We start from the raw sequence: 1,102 nt of genomic DNA on the forward strand, positions 1-1,102 counted from the left end.
CTGCTGGATAGCTACTTTAAAATTCTCAAGGTAGAGAAAACTATGGGGAAGCTCGAAGGGGCCTGTGGTGGCAAATTCCTGGTTTGTTTTAAACGCTCCGAGAAACACCACAATAATAGGTAGAAGGGTGATGAGAGCGGCAAGTCCTAGAACGACATACTGGGCAAGGCGAAAGAAAAAATCCCGTTCTTTAATAGTCATAGGTAGCGCTCCTCTTTAAACATTTTTTCCTGAATAGCGGTGATAAGTAAAATAATGATGGTAAGGACCACCGCCATGGCTGAGGCCAGGCCGATTTTATTGAATTTAAAAGCCGTATCGATGGTTCGAATAACAAAGGTAGAACTTCCATTGCCACCACCGGTCATGATGTAGGGAATTTCGAATACACTGAGGGCACCCTTAATTGAAAGGATAAGATTCAATTTAACCACCGGTTTTATGATGGGGAACATGATGTACCGAAAAAGATCCCACCGCTCTGCCCCATCAAGGGCGGCGGCTTCATAAATCTCTTGCGAAATAGACTGAAAGGCCCCAAGGAACATAACCATGTTAAAGCCCATGTATCGCCAAATGGATGTTGCCGCAAGGGAATAGTTGATTACCCGGGGATCGGTAAGCCAGAGAATTTGCCCTTTAAAGCCAAGAAAGCGAAGGAAGGTATTTAAAGTACCGGTATCTCGGAAAAAATACAAAAAGATAAAACCAATAGCCACCCCATTAATCAAGTTGGGAAAAAATAAAATTCCTTTAAAGATGTTTTGTCCTTTGATAGGAAAATTCAGGAGGGTTGCAAAAAAGAGGGCCAGGGCAAGTTGGATAAAGGCTCCTACAAAATAGTAAATACTCACAAAGAAGACCCGGAAATTCTCTATCCGCGTAAAAAGTTCCAGGTAGTTGGCTAGCCCAACCCATTCCTTTTTGCCCAGCCCATCCCAACGGGTAAAGCTGTAGCCAATCATATTAAGGATGGGAAGATACCCAAAGACAAGGAGTAACAACAAGGGAACACATAGAAAGAGGGTGATAATCACTTTCTTTTGTACTGTATAGGTCATACTGGCATCCTGCCTTTTCTAAAAAATAGGGGACCCCGGAC

General features: G+C 43.1%; 2 protein-coding genes. Both read right to left on the minus strand.

Annotation, left to right across the window (positions count from 1 at the left end; genetic code table 11):
• On the minus strand, nucleotides 1-201 hold a 201-nt coding region (locus N2315_09490; GenBank protein MCX7829403.1), incomplete at its 3' end, for a hypothetical protein.
• Nucleotides 198-1,061 carry a sugar ABC transporter permease gene (locus N2315_09495; protein ID MCX7829404.1) on the minus strand — a complete coding sequence of 288 codons (864 nt, stop codon included), beginning with the start codon at nucleotides 1,059-1,061 and terminating at the stop codon, nucleotides 198-200. The genes N2315_09490 and N2315_09495, both read right to left, overlap by 4 nt.
• Nucleotides 1,062-1,102 lie beyond the last annotated feature (41 nt).

Origin of the sequence: Thermanaerothrix sp. (assembly GCA_026417795.1) — a bacterium.
Classification (GTDB): Bacteria; Synergistota; Synergistia; order Synergistales; family Synergistaceae; genus Thermanaerovibrio.

Excerpts from the sequence above, each read along its gene's own strand:
- N2315_09495 (MCX7829404.1), bottom strand. The coding sequence starts at position 1,061 with ATGACCTATACAGTACAAAAGAAAGTGATTATCACCCTCTTTCTATGT.